The 15,839-nt window shown below is 67.3% G+C and carries 13 protein-coding genes and 1 tRNA gene; 8 read left to right on the forward strand and 6 right to left on the reverse strand.

What is annotated here, in order from left to right; all coding sequences use genetic code 11:
- Both ACYPYD_RS13190 and typA read right to left on the reverse strand, forming a co-directional pair.
- A partial coding sequence (locus ACYPYD_RS13190; RefSeq protein WP_459663535.1) for a YitT family protein occupies positions 1 to 520 on the reverse strand: 520 nt, incomplete at its 3' end.
- Between the two features lie 123 nt (positions 521 to 643).
- Positions 644 to 2,476: a translational GTPase TypA gene (gene typA, locus ACYPYD_RS13195; protein ID WP_008832136.1), complete on the reverse strand. Its 1,833-nt coding sequence runs from the start codon at positions 2,474 to 2,476 to the stop codon at positions 644 to 646.
- A gap of 268 nt (positions 2,477 to 2,744) precedes the next feature.
- Between typA and rsgA the strand changes: the two genes are divergently transcribed.
- The 4 genes from rsgA to ACYPYD_RS13215 all read left to right on the forward strand — a co-directional run bounded on the left by rsgA (position 2,745) and on the right by ACYPYD_RS13215 (position 7,578).
- On the forward strand, positions 2,745 to 3,812 hold the full coding sequence (gene rsgA, locus ACYPYD_RS13200) for a ribosome small subunit-dependent GTPase A (protein ID WP_231958080.1): 1,068 nt from the start codon (positions 2,745 to 2,747) through the stop codon (positions 3,810 to 3,812).
- Positions 3,805 to 3,960: a hypothetical protein gene (locus ACYPYD_RS13205; RefSeq protein ID WP_172705113.1), complete on the forward strand. Its 156-nt coding sequence runs from the start codon at positions 3,805 to 3,807 to the stop codon at positions 3,958 to 3,960. Before rsgA ends, ACYPYD_RS13205 begins: the two co-directional genes overlap by 8 nt.
- A gap of 164 nt (positions 3,961 to 4,124) precedes the next feature.
- Complete coding sequence (locus ACYPYD_RS13210; RefSeq protein ID WP_459663537.1) at positions 4,125 to 6,812, forward strand: TonB-dependent receptor; 2,688 nt, start codon at positions 4,125 to 4,127, stop codon at positions 6,810 to 6,812.
- A gap of 283 nt (positions 6,813 to 7,095) precedes the next feature.
- On the forward strand, positions 7,096 to 7,578 hold the full coding sequence (locus tag ACYPYD_RS13215) for an RDD family protein (RefSeq protein WP_459663538.1): 483 nt from the start codon (positions 7,096 to 7,098) through the stop codon (positions 7,576 to 7,578).
- 49 nt (positions 7,579 to 7,627) lie between these two features.
- Here the strand turns inward: ACYPYD_RS13215 and ACYPYD_RS13220 are convergent, their stop codons facing one another.
- Together ACYPYD_RS13220 and ACYPYD_RS13225 are read right to left on the reverse strand one after the other, a co-directional pair.
- Entirely contained in the window at positions 7,628 to 10,153 is a 2,526-nt protein-coding gene (locus ACYPYD_RS13220; protein ID WP_459663539.1) for an ABC transporter permease, read from the reverse strand.
- Entirely contained in the window at positions 10,146 to 10,904 is a 759-nt protein-coding gene (locus ACYPYD_RS13225) for an ABC transporter ATP-binding protein (protein WP_459663540.1), read from the reverse strand. Before ACYPYD_RS13225 ends, ACYPYD_RS13220 begins: the two co-directional genes overlap by 8 nt.
- Positions 10,905 to 10,954: 50 nt before the next feature.
- Between ACYPYD_RS13225 and ACYPYD_RS13230 the strand changes: the two genes are divergently transcribed.
- Positions 10,955 to 11,650, forward strand: a complete 696-nt coding sequence (locus ACYPYD_RS13230) for an arylesterase (protein WP_211149776.1) — start codon at positions 10,955 to 10,957, stop codon at positions 11,648 to 11,650.
- Positions 11,651 to 11,772: 122 nt separating this feature from the next.
- On the opposite strand, the gene recF is transcribed toward ACYPYD_RS13230, so the two are convergent.
- Positions 11,773 to 12,873, reverse strand: coding sequence for a DNA replication/repair protein RecF (gene recF / locus ACYPYD_RS13235; RefSeq protein ID WP_459663542.1), 1,101 nt, complete (start codon positions 12,871 to 12,873; stop codon positions 11,773 to 11,775).
- A gap of 105 nt (positions 12,874 to 12,978) precedes the next feature.
- A complete protein-coding gene (locus ACYPYD_RS13240) occupies positions 12,979 to 13,731 on the reverse strand; it encodes a queuosine precursor transporter (RefSeq protein ID WP_008832128.1) in 753 nt (250 codons plus the stop codon).
- 98 nt (positions 13,732 to 13,829) lie between these two features.
- Here ACYPYD_RS13240 and ACYPYD_RS13245 point away from each other — a divergent pair.
- From ACYPYD_RS13245 to ACYPYD_RS13255, 3 genes are all read left to right on the forward strand, one after another.
- Positions 13,830 to 13,906 (forward strand) — tRNA-Arg (locus ACYPYD_RS13245).
- Positions 13,907 to 14,017: 111 nt separating this feature from the next.
- On the forward strand, positions 14,018 to 14,332 hold the full coding sequence (locus ACYPYD_RS13250) for a PilZ domain-containing protein (protein WP_008832127.1): 315 nt from the start codon (positions 14,018 to 14,020) through the stop codon (positions 14,330 to 14,332).
- Between the two features lie 134 nt (positions 14,333 to 14,466).
- Positions 14,467 to 15,717: an MFS transporter gene (locus ACYPYD_RS13255; protein WP_459663544.1), complete on the forward strand. Its 1,251-nt coding sequence runs from the start codon at positions 14,467 to 14,469 to the stop codon at positions 15,715 to 15,717.
- Positions 15,718 to 15,839: the final 122 nt, after the last annotated feature.

The raw sequence follows: 15,839 nt of genomic DNA on the forward strand, positions 1-15,839 counted from the left end.
CCGCGAACAGCAGCACCGTACCGTCGATGATGAGCTGGGTGCGGCCGGCATTCCATCCGCGCGTGCGATAAAGCCATAGCACCAGCGCTCCCGAGCCGCCCGTTGCCGCCCCATGGCGGGCGAGGGCGAGCGCGCCCATGCCGATGACGCTGCCGCCGACGGCCGCTGCAACCGGGTCGCTCACCCGGGCGATGTCGATGCCCATCGGGGCCAGGGCGGTCATCGCGAACAGGCCGAGCGTCACCACGGCGGTCTTTATCAGGAACCGCCAGCTCATCGAGCGCAAGGTGATCGCCATCAGCGGCGCCGAGATCAGCGCATAGAGCAGGCCCACCGGCCAGCCCGTCGCATAGCTGAGAACCAGCGCGACACCCGCCACACCGCCTGTCGCGAGCCCTGCCGCGCGCAGCAGCACGAGCCCGACCGCGAGATGGATCGTGCCCACGAAGAGGGCGTAGATGTCCTCGCCGTGCCCGTGCGGGGTGGGCGAGGGTGCGTTGGAACTCGTCATTGCAGTCATGCCCCCTGCTTCAAAAACACGAAAGGCCGGAAGCGCCCTTCGGCGCCCCGACCTTTCATTCAACCGGTAATGCATCCCCCCGCGATCGCTCTTTTCAAAGCCCGACCACAGGGGAGGGCAAAATCAGGCGCTTTCCTTCTTGCGGCTCTGCTTCTTGCGCTCGTTCGGGTCCAGGTGGACCTTGCGCAGGCGGATCGACTGCGGGGTGACTTCGACCATCTCGTCGTCGTCGATGTAGGCGATGGCCTGCTCGAGCGTCATCACGCGCGGCGGGGTGAGGCGGATGGCGTCGTCCTTGCCGGTCGAACGGAAGTTCGTCAGCTGCTTCGACTTCATCGGGTTCACTTCGAGGTCGTCGGTCTTGGCGTTCTCGCCGATCAGCATGCCCTCGTAGATCTTTTCCTGGGGCTTGATGAACAGCACGCCGCGATCTTCGAGCGAGTTCAGCGCGTAGCCGACCGCTTCACCGGTGCAGTTCGAGATCAGCACGCCGTTCTGGCGGCCCTCGATCGGACCCTTGTGGGCGTCGTACTTCTCGAACAGGCGGTTCATGATGCCGGTGCCGCGGGTGTCCGAAAGGAACTCGCCGTGGTAGCCGATCAGGCCGCGCGAAGGGGCCGAGAAGGTGATGCGGGTCTTGCCCGAGCCCGACGGACGCATGTCGGTCAGCTCTGCCTTGCGGCGCTGCATCTTCTCGACGACCGTGCCCGAGTGCTCGTCGTCCACGTCGATCACGACGGTTTCGTAAGGCTCGGTGCGGCCGCCCTTTTCGTCGGTGCCGAACAGCACGCGCGGACGGCTGATGCCCAGTTCGAAGCCTTCGCGGCGCATGGTTTCGATCACGACGCCCAGCTGGAGTTCGCCGCGACCGGCGACTTCGAAGCTGTCCTTGTCGGCCGATTCGGTGACGCGGATGGCGACGTTGGTTTCCGCTTCGCGCATCAGGCGATCGCGGATCATGCGGCTGGTGACCTTGTCGCCTTCACGGCCCGCGAGCGGCGAGTCGTTGACGGCGAAGCGCATCGCCAGGGTCGGCGGATCGATCGGCTGCGCCTGGATCGCCTCGGTGACCGAAGGATCGGCGATGGTGTTCGACACGGTCGCCTTTTCGAGACCAGCGAGCGCGATGATATCACCGGCGCGGGCTTCTTCCACGGGCACGCGGTCGAGGCCACGGAACGACAGCACCTTGGTGGCGCGGCCCACTTCGACGACCTTGCCGTCCATGTCGATGGCGCGGATCGGGTCGTTGACCTTCAACGTGCCCGACTGGACGCGGCCGGTGAGGACACGGCCCATGAAGTTGTCGCGGTCAAGCAGGGTGGCGAGGAACGAGAACGGCGCGTCGACGTCGAGGTTCGGCGCGGGGACGTGCTCGACGATCTTTTCGAACAGCGGGGTCAGGTCGCCTTCGCGGCGGTCCGCATCGTAGCTGGCGTAGCCGTTGCGGCCCGAAGCGTAGAGGGTCGGGAAGTCGAGCTGCTCGTCGTTGGCGTCGAGGCTGACGAAGAGGTCGAACACTTCGTCGAGCACTTCGGCGTGGCGGCCGTCGGGACGGTCGATCTTGTTGACGACGACGATCGGCTTCAGGCCGAGGCCCAGCGCCTTGCCGGTGACGAACTTGGTCTGCGGCATCGCGCCTTCCGAGCTGTCGACGAGGAGAACCACGCCGTCTACCATCGAGAGGATGCGCTCCACTTCGGCGCCGAAGTCGGCGTGTCCGGGCGTGTCGACGATGTTGATGCGATAGCCGTTCCACTCGATCGAGGTCGGCTTCGCCAGAATGGTGATGCCGCGCTCCTTTTCGAGGTCGTTGCTGTCCATCGCGCGCTCTTCGATGCGCTGGTTGTCACGGAACGTGCCGGACTGGCGGAACAGCTGGTCGACGAGGGTGGTCTTGCCATGGTCGACGTGCGCAATGATCGCGATATTGCGCAAGGGAAGCGGGGCGGACATTGTTGTTCTCTCTGTACGAGGGCCGGAGGCGGGCAGCCATCGTGTGCTGCACCGCAAAATTGCCGCGCCCTTAGCCGATGGCGGGCATTTCGGCAAGCGGTGTGCGCCGGGTCGGGGAATCGACGATCGGGCGAAAAGCGTGCCGTGCGCCATGGCGTGCCGGCCGATATCGTACTAGGGGCTGGTCGATAGGGCATTTCGGGGACGTCGCAAGGGTCCTGCCCGGCGGCTGTGCCGCGCTCTCCCGTGGGCTTTCGCGCCCCGCCCCATGAAGAAAGCCCATGTCGTAACGATGGAAGCATCCGGCCCCACCCTTGAAGACCTCGGTTGGAATTCCTTCTTCGCCGATCAGCTTTCGGCCGAGGAGCAGGCGGGCGAGGTATGCCCCGTGCGTGTGATGGCGGTTCATCGCGGCATGGTGGACATTGCCGGAAGCGGCCTCAGCGGCATGATCAATTCCGCCCTGCCGCTGTCCGAGGGGCCGGAGGACCGGGCGGCCGTGGGCGACTGGCTTATGGTGGACCGGGAGCGGCTGGAGCCGGTGCGCATCCTCGATCGGATCAATCTGTTCAAGCGCAAGGCGCCCGCCGACCAGCGCCGGCTGCAGCTGATCGCGGCCAACGTCGATACGTTGTTCATCGTGACCTCCTGCAACCAGGATTTCAACGTCGCGCGCCTCGAACGCTATCTGGTGATGGCGCGGGAGGTCGGGGTGAGGCCGGTGGTCGTGCTCACCAAGGTCGATCTGGCCGAGGCACCCGAGCGGTTCCTTGAGGCGGCACGCGCGTTGCAGCCGGATCTGGAAGTCGAGATGGTCAATGGCCGCGATCCGGCCAGCGTCGGGCGGCTGGCCCGGTACTGCGGCAAGGGCCGGACGGTAGCCCTGCTGGGCTCGTCGGGCGTGGGCAAGTCGACGATGATCAACGGCCTGCGGGGCTCCGACGACATCGAGACTCAGCCGATCCGTGAAATCGACGGCAAGGGTCGGCACACGACGACGGGGCGGCAACTGTACCCGCTCGACGGTCCCGCCAAAGGTGGCTGGCTGGTCGATACGCCCGGCATGCGCGAGTTTCACCTGCCCGACGCCGCGACCGGCATCGCCGAAGTGTTCGACGACATAACCGCGCTGACGCAGGCGTGCCGTTTCGGCAACTGTACCCACACCACAGAGAAAAGCTGCGCGGTGCTGGCCGCACTGCGGGACGGCACCCTCGAGCCCAGGCGGCTGGAACGCTGGCGCAAGCTGCGCGATGAAGACGCCGACAGTACCCAGGGCGGCGGGCGACGACCGGCCTCGGCCGGCGGCAGAAGAAGGAAAAGACACGATGGCTGACCTGTATCTCAAGGCACTGGAATCCGAACGCCGCAGCCTTTGGGCGGAATGCCGCCTGAAGGGTCTTGCCAAAGGAACCCCCGAACGGCTTCGGATCGCCGAACTCGACAAGTTGCTCGCCGAGCACAAGGCGAAGAAGGCCGGCTGAGGAATGTGGCGACGGCGCAACAGTGGCGCCAAATGTCCGCACCTGTTCACAGGTCTTCATTGTGAGGCGCCCCGGAACCGCATAACCTGAACCTCTTACGCTTTGCGGCGAGCTTTCCGCGCATCACGATGCGGGCCGTCGCGCAGGAAGGGACAGGGGACCAGATGAAAGGTGTTTTGGCGGGCATCGGCGCGCGGGGTACGCGTATCTTCACTGAACGCAGGATCGCATTGCTGGCGGGCGCGGCATTCGGGCTTGCGTGGGCGCCCACAGCGATGGCGCAGGACGCGGCGCCTCAGGCTGCCGACGAACAATACACCGACACCATCATCGTCACCGCCACCAAGCGCGAGCAGACGCTGCAGGACGTGCCCGTCGCCGTCTCGGTGACCAGCGGAGCGACGCTGGAACGCGCGCAGATGCGCGACCTCAAGGACCTGCAGACTTTGGTGCCGTCGCTGCGCGTCAACCAGCTGCAGTCGAGCGCCAATACCAACTTCTATATCCGCGGTTTCGGCAACGGCGCCAACAACGCCGGTATCGAGCCTTCGGTCGGCCTGTTCATCGACGGCGTCTACCGTTCGCGCTCGGCCTCGATGATCGCGGACTTCCCCGATGTGGAGCGCATCGAGGTGCTGCGCGGGCCGCAGTCCACGCTGTTCGGCAAGAATGCCTCGGCGGGCGTGATATCGATTGTTACCAAGAAGCCGCAGTTCCAGTTCGGCGGCAATGTCGAGGCCAGCTACGGCAACTACGACGCCGTAGTCGTCAAGGGCACGGTAACCGGGCCGCTGAGCGAGAACGTCGCATTCAGCCTCGCGGGCGGGCTCAACAAGCGCGACGGTATCGTCAGGGATCTGGCTACCGGCGAGCGCACCAATGAGCGCGACCGCTGGTTCGGGCGCGGGCAGCTGCTGTTCGACAACCATGACGGCCTCGAACTGCGGCTGATCGGCGATTACGGCAAGATCGACGAGAACTGCTGCGCGGTGGTGAACTTGCGTCAGGCGACGCCGACGGCGGCGATCTTCGCGCTGGGCGGGGCGGTCAACCAGCCAGGCGAGAGGTACGACAACATCGTCTACAACAACTTCGAATCGTCCAATAGAATCGAGAACTGGGGCGTTTCGGGCCAGCTGGACTATGATCTGGGCGCCACCAAGCTGACCTCGATCACCTCGTACCGCCGCACCAATGCGCTGACCAATCAGGATTCGGACTTCTCCAGCGCCGACCTGCTGGGCCGCAACTGGCAGGACCTGCGGATCAAGACCTTCACGCAGGAACTGCGCGCCAACTTCGAGGTGGGCGAGAAGATCACGGGCCTCATCGGCGGCTACTATTTCAACGAGAAGATCGACCAGAACAACGAGGTCTTCTGGGGCGACGATGCCCGGCCTTACGCCAACCTGCTCGTCCAGAGCCTCTCGGGCGGGGCGCTCAGCGTGCCCGCGCTGGAGACGGCCTTCGGCGCCTACGAAGGCAATCCGGCCAAGTACGCCGGGCAGTTCTTCGCTTCCGGCACCGGCCTGACCGAGGCCTACAAGCTGAAGAACGAGGCGTGGTCGATCTTCGGCCAGCTCGACTTCGAGGTGGCGCCGGGGCTGACGGTGACCGGCGGTCTCAACTACACGCACGACAAGAAGCGCTTCGCCACCAACACGACGTCGGATGACGTGTTCTCCTCGATCAATTTCGACGATCCGCGCTATTCGGCGTTCCGCCAGCAACTGCTGCTTGGCGGGGCGCTCCGTTCGGTGGGTGTGGACCCGACCAACCCGGCGGCGATCTTCGCCTTCGCGACGAACCCGCAAACCGCGCCGATCTATCAACAGCTGGTCGGCTTCGCGAACGGCAATGCCAACAATCCGGCGGCAAACCCGCTCAATCCGCTGCGCGCGCTGCAGTATTTCCCGCAGTTCATGAACGTGCCCAACGCGGTCGAGCCGGGCAAGGTGAGCGACGGCGACTTCAGCTACACCGCGCGCGTCGCCTGGGACGTGACGCCCACGGTCAATTTCTACGCGGCCTGGGCGACCGGCTACAAGGCGGCCTCGATCAACCTGTCGCGTGATAGCCGCCCGACCCCTGCCGACCTCGTCGAACTGCGCGCGCAGGGCCTGGCGGTGACCAACCTGACCTCCGGCAGCCGCTTCGCCAATGCCGAGAATTCGACGGTCTACGAGGCCGGGATCAAGGGCAACTGGGGGATCGTCTCGGCCAACGTCGCGGTGTTCAAGCAGGAGATCAAGAACTTCCAGTCGAACATCTTCACCGGCTCGGGCTTCTTCCTGGCGAACGCGGGCAAGCAGTCGGCGTTCGGTATCGAGTTCGAAGGCTCGGCGAAGCCCATCGACCAGCTGACGCTGACGATGGCCTGGACGTACCTCGATCCGAAGTACGACACGTTCCAGCTTTCGGCCTTCGGCGACCTTTCGGGGACGACCCCGGCGGGCGTCCCGCCCCTGTCGGCGACGTTCTCGGCCGAGTTCGTGCAGCCCGTGGGAACGCGCGGGGACCGGATCATCCTGCGCGGTGACTATCACTACGAATCGCAGTTCCGTCTGGTCGAGGGCCTGCCGGGCCTCGTCGTGCGCGACAGCGCGGGCAACGTCACCGACGTATCCGCAGCGCTCGCCGCCGCGCGAGAGTTCAAGCAGGACATCAACGACATGAACGCCTCGCTTACATACGCGATGGCGAACGGGCTGGAACTGACGGTCTGGGGCCGCAACCTGCTGAACGACCGCACCATCCTGCAGATTTTCGACAGCCCGGCACAGCCCGGCTCGATCTCGGGCTATCCGAACCAGCCGCGCACTTACGGCGTGGCGGCGCGCTACCGGTTTTGAAGCATTTTCAAGCCGGCCGTGCGCGGTCGGCGGCTCGGAAAATGCGGCATGATAAAGCCCGGAGCGTGTGAAGCGCGTACCCGCCGTGTCGTCTCTGGGAGGAGGTACGGCAAGAGAAGCGGGGCGCGGACCTGAAAAGGGGCGCGGGAGGCTCGGCCTTCTGCGCCCCTCTTTCTTTACGGCTTCGGACGGCGGAACAGAAAGTCTTTGTAATTTCCCGATTTAAATGTGAACTTGCGTCGCATTGTCAGGCTGGGCAGGCCGCAAAAATAAGGGGGAATGCATGATTCCGTATGGTGGCTTCTGGTGGCGCGTGCTCGCCTACATCCTCGACGCAATTATCCTGCAGATCGCGACTTCGATCATCGGCGGCATCTTCGGCGTCGGCCTCGCGCTGCCGCTGACGGGGCTGGGCGCGGGTGAGAACGCGGCGTTGGGCATGATGATGTTCGGCATGATCGGCGCGTCGCTGGTGATCAACTGGCTCTATTTCGCGATCATGGAAAGTTCCAAGCTGCAGGCGACTGTCGGCAAGCTGGCCGTCGGCGTGGTCGTTACCGACCTACGGGGCGAACGGCTGACTTTCGCGCGTGCGACCGGGCGCTACTTCGCCAAGATCCTGTCGAGCCTGATCCTGTGCATCGGCTACATCATGGTCGCCTTCACCGAGCGCAAGCAGGGCCTGCACGACATCGTCGCCAGCACGCTCGTCTACAAGACGCGCGATCCCAGCGTGCTGTTCGACAACCGCGAGGTCTTCGCCTGATTTCCAATCGCGGGAATGACCAATGAGTGGTGAGGGTAGAGATCGGCTTCTAAAGCTCGCGCAGCGCCCTTGCCGGTTTCGCCCGCAGCAGCGGCAGCGTTCCGGCAAGCGCGAAGCCGAGCACCAGCAGCAGCCCGGCGGCCAGCACCGCCAGCACGCGTGGCCAGTCGGGCAGCCAGGCGAATTCGAACAGCTTGACGATCACCGCCCAGGCCATCGCGCTGCCCGCGCCCAGCGCGACGAGGGCGAGCACCACGGCGAGCAGCCCGTACTCGGCCATTTGCGCCGCGAGCAGCTGCCCGCGACTGGCGCCCAGCACGCGCAGGATCACGGTGTCGTAAGTCCGGCTCGCCCGCGCCGCCGCGATCGCGCCGAGCAGCACCGCGAGCCCCGCCAGCACCGCCACCGAAGAGGCCGCGAGGATCGCCGCCGACATCTGGTCGAGCAGCGCGCGGGCATCGCGCAGCAGGCTCCCCGTCTCGATCACCGAGGTCGAGGGGAAGGCGCGCACCAGCCGGGGCAGCAGGCCCGCCGTGGACGCGCCTTTGGGCACCTCGATAGTCGCGGCGAGGTTGTGCGGGGCGTCGGCCAGCGCATTGGGTGAGAATACCAGCACGTAGTTGAAGCCCAGACTGTCCCAGTCGATCCGGCGCAGCGCCGCGATGCGCGCGGTCTTCTCGACGCCCAGCACGCCCACGGTCACGTAGTCGCCGACCTTCAGGCCGATCGCCTCGGCCAGCCTCTCATCGACCGAGACAAGCGGCTCGCCCCGGTAGAACTCGGGCCACCACTGGCCGGAGGTGACGCTGCTGCCCTCGGGCACGCCGACCGAGTAGGTCAGTCCGCGCTCCCCGCGCAGCGCCCAGGCGCCATCGGGCAGGTCCTTGCCGAGGCTTGCCACGCGGGTCATGCGATCCTTCGGTCCATAAGCGAGGATGCGGCCGCGCAAGTTCGGGACCAGCTTGAGCGTGGCGTGCGGGATCGTCCGCTCGACCGCGTCGGCGAAGGCATCGGCCTTTTCCTTCGGCACGTCGAGCACGAAGAAGTCGGGCGCCCGCGCAGGCACGGTGCGGCGGATATTGGCGTCGAGGCTCGTCTGCACCGCCGCGATCAGCACGAAGGCGGAAAGTCCGAAGCCGAGCGCCGTGACCAGCGCCCCGGTCTGCGCGCCCGGGCGGTGGAGGTTCGCCAGTCCCGCGCGCAGCATCGGCCCGCGCGGTCTCGGCAGGCTGGCGGCGAGCTTGCGGATGCCGAGGCCGACGAGCGCCAGCAGGCCGAGCATCGCGGCCGAGGCCCCGAGGAAGCCCAGCGTCACCAGCGGCTGCGCGGCGTTGAGCAGCGCCAGCGCGACGATGGCGGCAAGGCCGAGGCCGACCGGCAGAGCGAGCGCCTTGCGGTCGGCCGTGAGCGGCGCCACGCGGGCACGCATCAGCGCCATCGCGGGCCAGCTGCGCGCCCGCACCAGCGGCGGCGCGGAGAATATCAGCGCGACCAGCAGGCCATAGGCCGCCGCCGTCGCGAGCGCCGCGGGGGAGACGGTGAACCCGGGCTCGACCGGGAGCAGGCTCTGCAGCGCCGAGGCGAGGAGCGGGGTCACGAGCACGCCTGCGGCGAGCCCTGCCAGGCTGCCGACCAGGGCGGCCGCGCCGACCTGCAGGAGATAGATGCGCGCGATGTCGCCGCTGGTGGCGCCGAGTACCTTCATGGTTGCGATCGAACTGCGCCGTGCCTCCAGATAGGACGAGACGCCGCCGCCGATGCCGATCCCGGCGATCACCAGCGCGGCAAGCCCGACCAGCACGAGAAACTCGCCCATGCGGGTGACGAAGCGCTCGGTCGAAGGCGAGGCTGCCAGCCGGGTGCGGGTGTCGAAGCCGTCGCCGAAGCGGGACTTGAGGGCGTCGATCACCGCTTCGGGATCGCGCGCGGGGTCGGCGAAGCGCACCCGTACGACGCTGCGGTACATGGCGCCCGGCGCGGTCAGCCCGGCGCTCGCGGGAAGGTCGAGCGGCACCACGGCGGTGTCGCCCAGCGCGAAGCCCTCGCTCATCTGCTCGGGGTCGGTCGCGATGATGCCGCCCACGATCACTGGCACGCCGCCGATGGCGATGCGCTGGCCCTTCCCGGCACCGAGGCGGGCGGCGGTGCCCTTGGCGATCCATGCCGTGCCGGGGGCTGGGGCGCCGACGCGGCGGCCGTCGGTCAGTTCGAGGCGGCCGTAGAGCGGCCAGTTCCCGTCCACCGCCTTGAGCGCGACCGGCGCGGTGGCGTCTCCCTTCGTGGCGATGGCCTGCATGCGTTGCCCGCGCGAAACCCGGCCGAGGCGCGAGAGCGCCGCATCCTCGTCCTTGCCGAAGGCGCGCTGCCAGACTCTCAGTTCGATGTCGCCGCCAAGGATTTCGCGTCCGCGTGTTCCCAGCTCGCGCTCGATCGAGCCGGTCAGCGTGCCGATCGCGGCGATCGCGCCGACGCCGAGGAACAGGCACACGAGGAGCAGTCGCAGCCCCTTGAACCGGGCCGAGAGGTCACGGCGGGCGAGTGTCCAGGCGGTCCGCCAGGGGAGGGCGTCAGCCAAGGTGTTCGCCTGCCCGTATGTCGCTGGCGATCTGGCCGTCGCCGATGGTCACTACGCGCTCGCAGCGGTGGGCGAGGCTTTCGTCGTGGGTGATGATGAGCAGGGTCGCGCCGGTCTCGGCCCGGCGGGCGAAAAGCAGGTCGATTATTGCCGCGCCGGTGGCTGCATCGAGGTTGCCGGTCGGCTCGTCGGCGAAGACCAGCGCCGGGCGGGGAGCGAGGGCGCGGGCGATGGCGACGCGCTGCTGCTCGCCGCCGGAAAGCTGCGCGGGATAGTGCGACAGGCGATAGCCCAGCCCGACCGCCGTGAGTTCCGCTTCGGCCCGCGCGCGGGCATCGGGCATTCCCGCGAGTTCCAGCGGCGTGGCGACATTTTCCAGCGCGGTCATCGTCGGCAGCAGATGGAACGCCTGGAGGACGATGCCGATCCTGCCGCGCCGCGCCCGGGCAAGGGCGTCCTCGTCCATCCCCACGAAGTCCTGTCCGGCGACCTCCAGCGTGCCCGAACTGGCGCGCTCCAGCCCGCAGAGCACCGCCATCAGCGACGACTTGCCCGATCCCGAAGGACCGAGCAGCGCCAGCGTCTGGCCCCGGGGCACGGAAAGGTCGATCCCCTTGAGGATTTCGACCGCACTATCCCCGGAACCCAGCGTCAGGCGCAGGTCGCGGGCCAGAATGGTGTCGTCGGAAGCGGGGGAAGGAGTGCCGGAAAGGGCGGAGCGGGCTTGGGCAGGGCTTGTCACCATCCCCATATGGGATAGCACCAGTGCATCCGACAAGTCGGTCCCTTCAGGAGAATGCCTTGCGCCTCGTTTCTCTCGCTCTCCTTGCCGCCTCCACCCTGGCGCTTTCCGCCTGCGACAAGGCCCCGGCGCCGCCCGTGCAGGAGAGCCGGTCGGCCGTCGATGCGCCGCCGCAGATACCGGTCATGGGGCCGGAGCGCAGGATACTCGCCTTCGGGGATTCGCTGCTGGCGGGCTACGGACTCGAGGATGGCGAAAGCTACCCCGACCGGCTCGAACAGGCCCTGCGCGCGCGCGGCGTCAACGCGCGCATCGCCAATGCCGGGGTTTCGGGCGACACCACGGCGGCGGGGCTGCAGCGGCTCGACTTCACGCTGAAAAGCCAGCCTGCGAAGCCCGAACTGGTGATCATCAGCCTCGGCGGCAATGACATGCTGCGCTCGCTGCCCCCGGCCGAGACGCGCGCGAACCTGGAGAAGATCCTCCAGCGGTTGCGGCAGGAGAAGATCGGGGTGGTGCTGCTCGGAATGCTGGCGGCGCCGAACCTGGGCAGGGACTACGCCTCGGGGTTCAACCCGATCTATCCGCAGCTGGCGGAGAAGTACGGCGCGGTGCTGGTGCCGTTCTTCCTCCAGCCGGTGATCGACAAGCCCGATCTGATGCAGGGCGATCACGTGCATCCTACGGCCATCGGCATAGACGCCATCGTGGCGGCGACGGTGGATGATGTGGCGGATGCTTTGCCGAAGAGGTGAATTCCGCGCCCACCCCGTCCGGCTAGGTCCTGCGGACCAAGCCTCCCGGCCCTCCCGCTTGCGGGAGGGCGTAACTTCGCTTCTCCCCTCCCGCTTGCGGGAGGGGCCGGGGGTGGGCCTTTCTAGACCCGCCGCACCGTCCCCGCGCTGACCTCCCATACCGCCGCTTCCGCTGCGATCGCCTCGAACGGCGCGAGTTCCGTTCCCGTCAGCCAGACTTGCGCGGAGCCCGCCCGCAGCCGGTCGAACAGCGCCTCGCGCCGCAGCGGGTCGAGATGCGCGGCGACCTCGTCCAGCAGCAGCAGGCGCGGGCGGTTCTCGCCATCTGCCTCCAGCAGCTGCGAATGCGCGAGAGTAATGGCGATGAGCATCGCCTTCTGCTCGCCGGTCGAGCATTCCGCTGCCGCTTGCCCTTTGCCCGCCATCGTCACCGCCAGTTCGTCGCGGTGGGGGCCGGTGAGGGTGCGCTGGGCCGCCCGCTCGCGCGGCCGCCCGTCGCGCAGGGCGATGGCAAGCGCACCGGCCTCGACCGGGCCGCCGGGCTGGTAGGTCAGCGAAGGGCGCGCGAAAGGCGTGTCGGGAAGCCGAGCCAGCGCCGCCTCCAGCCGGGTGACGAGGCGCGCGCGGGCCGTCGCCACCAGCGCCCCGGCCTCGGCGATCTGCACCTCGATCGCGTCGAGCCAGTGCGGATCGGGGGAACGTTCGTCGGAAAGCAGGCGGTTGCGCTCGCGCAGTGCCGTCTCCAGCCGCGCCGCATGGCCGGCATGGGCCGGCTCGATCGCCAGCACCAGCCGGTCGAGGAACCGCCGCCGCGCGCCCGCGCTCTCGACGAAGAGGCGGTCCATCGCCGGGGTCAGCCAGCCGATCGAGAGCCATTCGGCCAGGCTCAGGGCGGATGCCTGCGCGCCGTTCACCTGCACAAGCCGCCGCCCGGGACGCTCCGCCGCGACGCCGGTGCCGAGGCGGACGGGCTCGCTCCCTTCCCCCTGGCCGGGCATGCGCAGTGCAGCGTTCACCGCGAACCCGCCGTCGCCGTCCTGCGCGGGCACGTCAACCAACTGTGCCCGGCGCAGGCCGCGTCCGGGCGCGAGCAGGCTGATCGCCTCCAGCACGTTGGTTTTACCGGCGCCGTTCTCGCCGACCAGCAGGTTGAACTGCGCCGTGCCTTCCACCGCGGTCTCGTGGTGGTTGCGGAAACGGGACAGGAGGATGCGGTCGAGCATGGTCGGCGCGGCCTAGAGCATTTTCAAGTCAGGTGGAAACACCTGACGACTCGGAAAATGCGGCAGCCCTGTAAAAAGCGCGGCTCAGCGCCCTGCTCACAACGTTCAGACCGATTTTGCCTTGGCGAAAGGCGAGAAATCGAGATTGTCGTCGAACACCTCGACGCCCTCGCGCTTCTTTAGCCAGCCGACGACGACGTAGGTTACCGGCGTCAGCACCGCTTCCCACAGCACCTTCATGCCCCAGTTGGTGACCATGACGGTCAGCACCTGCTCGTGCGTCCAGGTGCCGAGGAAGGCGATGGGATAGAACAGGGCGCTGTCGGCGGCCTGTCCCACCACCGTCGAGCCGATGGTGCGCATCCACAAGTGCTTGCCGCCAGTCATCAGCTTCATCTTGGCGAGGACGAAGGAATTGACGAACTCACCCGCCCAGAACGCGGTCAGCGAGGCGAGGACGATGCGCCAGGTCGAGCCGAACACGGCCTCGTAGGCGGCCTGTCCGGTCCAGCCGGAATCCGGCGGCATGGCGACGACGACGAAGCTCATGAAGGCCATGAAGATCATCGCGAAGAACCCCGCCCAGACGCAGCGGCGGGCATTGGCATAGCCGTACACTTCGGTCAGCACGTCGCCGATGACGTAGCTGACCGGGAAGAACAGGATGCCCGCGCCGAACGTCACGCCGCCGATATTCGCCAGCTTGGACGCACCGATCAGGTTCGACAGCAGCAGGATCGCGACGAAGGCCGCCATCACGTAGTCGAAATAGCGGAAGTGCCGACGGGCGCCGGTAAGGCCGTCGATGCGTGACAAGGGGCGGGACAGAGGCGATGGAGCGTCGGTAGCGGCGGTCATTGCCTGTGCGTAACGTGGCTTTGCTGCAGCGCAAAGCACAAGTTTGCGCCGCCAGCGGTTTGCGCCGCGCGGTAACCACGCTATGGGAAATCCGGCGCGCGCCCGTAGCTCAGCTGGATAGAGCACGAGCCTTCTAAGCTTGGGGTCACAGGTTCGAACCCTGTCGGGCGCGCCATTGTCTTCGGAAATGGTCGCCCTGCTTCCCGGATTGAGTGCGAACCGTGTTCGAACGGGCGCGCCATTTCCCCTTAATCGATGATCAACCAATCGGGCGTATGTCCTTCGCATGACCCGCACCGTTCTTCCCCGGCGATCGCAGCGACGCTCCGTCGCGCTGGCCGTTCAGTGCCGCACGCAGAGCGGTCTGCGGGATGACGGCGAGATTTCCGACATCTCGGTGGAGGGCTGCTGCCTGCGCATGCGCGGCATCTATTTCCGCGTCGGCGCGCGCCTGATCGTGCGGCCCAAGGGGATGGAAGGCATGTCGGGCGTGGTGCGCTGGGTCAGCAGCGACCTTGCCGGGGTCGAGTTCGACCGACCGCTCTACGGCCCGGTGCTCGAGCACATCGCGGCAACGCACGGATCGCACGCGAGCGCCTGAGCGATAACGTCGCCCCGGCGAATTCTCGTTCATCTGGTCGGAAAGTTCTGGTCAAGCCGATCCGGCGCCCCACACACTCCCGCGAACAGACCGGCACGCCATCGCCGGCAAGTTCAAGCATGGGGAGAGAGCGCTTGGCAGCACCTGTCGGACCGGAGGGCGACGCCCCCAACCATCCGCTTGCGGTACGCATGGGCGTGATCGCGGGCGTATCGCACAACGTCGTCGTCGGCACCGTCATGGGCTCCTTCGGGCTGATGCTGGCCTCGGTCGAGCAACGCCTCGGCGTCAGCGCAGAAGAGGCGGCGGCGGGCATTCCGCTGGTGCTGGTCGGCTCGTCGGTGCTCGCGCCTTTCGTGGGCGTGCTGATCGCCAAGGTGTCGCTGCGCCTGCTGCTGCTGATCGGCGCATTACTGACGGTGGCAGGCTATCTCACGCTGGCCTGGACGCAAAGCTACGCCCTCTACCTGCTGGCTTACGGGCTTTGCTTCGGTCCCGCGATGAGCGTCGCCGGATCGATCGGCCCGGCGACGCTGGTGGGACGCTGGTTCAACCGCAATCGCGGGCTGGCGCTGGGAATCGTCCACTTGCCCGTGGTGATCGCGGTGGTGCCGTGGACGCTGGAGCGGGCGCTTTCCGCCGTCTCACCGAGCATGATCTACCTGTCCATCGGCCTGATCGCGGCGGCGCTGCTGCTGCCGCTGGGGCTGCTGGCGATCGATCATCCTCCGGGGCACGCCGAGACGCTGGCGCCCGAACCCGATGCGAAGCGCACCGCCGACGGATCGTTCAGCGTCGCGCAACTGCTTGCGCGGCCGCGTTTCTGGGCGATCTCGCTGGCAGCGGTGGCGAGCATGACGAGTTCGGTGCTGCTGGGCTCGCTGCTGGTGCCGATGGGCTTGTCCTGGGGCTTCACCCGGCCCGAAGCGGCGCTGCTGCAGTCGATCATGTCGCTCGTCGGGATCGCCGGCTCGATACTGTTCGGCTGGATCGCCGACCGCATCGGCGGGGCGAGGGCGCTGGCGCTTATCGGCTTCGACTGCGCGGTGCTATGGGCTCTCCTGTTGCAGCACCCGCCGTTCTGGATGGCGGCCCTTGTGATCGGCCTCATCGGTATGCACGGTGCAGGCGCGATCCCCACGCTTGGCAAGGGGCTGACCGATTCGTTCGGACAGGCCAGTTACAGCCGGGGCTTCGGGCTCAACACGCTGATCGGGCTGCCGTTCATCGCGGTCGCCGTCGTCGGATCGGCGCGGGTCCATTCGGTGACCGGCAGCTACGACGGGGCGATCGTGGCGATGGCCGTGTTCTTCGTGTCCGCCATCGCGCTCGGTCTTTACGCCGCGGGCGGGGCGAAAGTGCCGCAACAACTCGCGGCAGCATAAGTGCCCCGTCGTCCCGGACGTGATCCGGGACTGCTGGCCGTGAGCAGCCCACCTTGCGCCAAGGCGCCTCGACGAGAGTCTCCGTCTAAAGACTGCCACCGGTCCCGGATCACGTCCGGGAC

The organism is Novosphingobium sp. 11B, from assembly GCF_054589055.1.

Excerpts from the sequence above, each read along its gene's own strand:
- ACYPYD_RS13205 (WP_172705113.1), top strand. The coding sequence starts at position 3,805 with ATGGCTGACCTGTATCTCAAGGCACTGGAATCCGAACGCCGCAGCCTT.
- ACYPYD_RS13210 (WP_459663537.1), top strand. The coding sequence starts at position 4,125 with ATGAAAGGTGTTTTGGCGGGCATCGGCGCGCGGGGTACGCGTATCTTC.
- recF (WP_459663542.1), bottom strand. The coding sequence starts at position 12,873 with ATGCTCGACCGCATCCTCCTGTCCCGTTTCCGCAACCACCACGAGACC.
- ACYPYD_RS13215 (WP_459663538.1), top strand. The coding sequence starts at position 7,096 with ATGATTCCGTATGGTGGCTTCTGGTGGCGCGTGCTCGCCTACATCCTC.
- ACYPYD_RS13250 (WP_008832127.1), top strand. The coding sequence starts at position 14,018 with ATGACCCGCACCGTTCTTCCCCGGCGATCGCAGCGACGCTCCGTCGCG.
- ACYPYD_RS13225 (WP_459663540.1), bottom strand. The coding sequence starts at position 10,904 with ATGGGGATGGTGACAAGCCCTGCCCAAGCCCGCTCCGCCCTTTCCGGC.
- rsgA (WP_231958080.1), top strand. The coding sequence starts at position 2,745 with ATGAAGAAAGCCCATGTCGTAACGATGGAAGCATCCGGCCCCACCCTT.
- typA (WP_008832136.1), bottom strand. The coding sequence starts at position 2,476 with ATGTCCGCCCCGCTTCCCTTGCGCAATATCGCGATCATTGCGCACGTC.
- ACYPYD_RS13240 (WP_008832128.1), bottom strand. The coding sequence starts at position 13,731 with ATGACCGCCGCTACCGACGCTCCATCGCCTCTGTCCCGCCCCTTGTCA.